The sequence below is a fragment of the Candidatus Obscuribacterales bacterium genome (assembly GCA_036703605.1).
Taxonomy (GTDB): domain Bacteria; phylum Cyanobacteriota; class Cyanobacteriia; order RECH01; family RECH01; genus RECH01.
In genome coordinates this window covers 1-1,060 of the sequence record DATNRH010000393.1, presented here as the reverse complement: position 1 = coordinate 1,060, position 1,060 = coordinate 1, and the positions used below count along the sequence as shown (strand labels likewise).

At 54.2% G+C, this 1,060-nt stretch carries 1 protein-coding gene; it reads left to right on the top strand.

Features of this window, described 5'->3' with window-relative positions; all coding sequences use genetic code 11:
- Positions 1-715, top strand: a 715-nt coding sequence (locus V6D20_08100) for a hypothetical protein (GenBank protein ID HEY9815747.1), incomplete at its 5' end; no start/stop codon positions are given.
- Between the last annotated feature and the right edge of the window lie 345 nt (positions 716-1,060).

Here is a 1,060-nt window from a genome sequence, read left to right as displayed (position 1 = left end):
TGACCCCGAGTTGATGCGACAAAGTTTTGAAATGGCTCGAAATCCAGAACTTATGAGAGAGATGATGCGTAATCAAGATACTGCTCTGCGTAACATAGAGAGTCTGCCTGGGGGCTTTGACGCCCTGAGGCGCATGTACACCGACATCCAAGCCCCTCTTGAAGAAGCAACCCAGAACCAACCTAATCCCTTCGCAACCGCAGCTCCTCAGAACCAAACGCCGACTCCTCCCTCCGCCACACCGAATACCAACCCTATGCCCAATCCCTGGGCGCCCAACAACAACGCCAACACCGCCTCTAGCAACTCTGGAACCGCAACTCCCAGCGCAGATGCAAACGCAAACCCCTTCGCCGCAATGTTTGGCGCCGGCGCTGCTGGTGGGGCCGGTGGCGCTACTGGCGCTGGTATGGGTGGCATGGGCGGCATGGGCGGCATGGGCGGTTTAGGTGGCATGGGCGGCATGAACCCCAACCAGGCAGCAGAGATTCTCCAAAATCCTTTCATTCAGCAAATGATGCAGCAAATGGCTCAAAATCCGGAAATGTTGCAGCAAATGATCCAGAGCAACCCTATGATGCAGCAGATGGTGGCCGCCAACCCGATGTTGCAGCAGGCACTTCAAAATCCAGACATGTTGCGCGCAATGATGGACCCCAACATGATGAACATGGCGTTGCAAATGCAGAACATGATGGGTAGGAATTCTTCGTAACGTGCTAGGTGGTGGATCTGCTGGACAACAACCTTCAACCCAGCCTAACCCTTTCGCCCAAATGTTTGGTATGGGAGGTGCCATGGGAGGTGCTGGTGCCAGTGCACCACCACCCGCTGACACACGTAAATCGCATCCTAAATCTTGTAGGGCCACCGGAAGAGCGTTTTGCAACACAGATAGAGCAGCTGAAAGAGATGGGATTCTACGACGAACAAGCGAATATAGCGGCCTTAACGGCGACCAACGGAAATGTACATGCTGCTGTAGAACGTCTCCTTTCGCAGATGTAATAAAGCCTACCCAACACCGCAGAACAAGAATCGGCGTCGAAAGTCTGCCCCC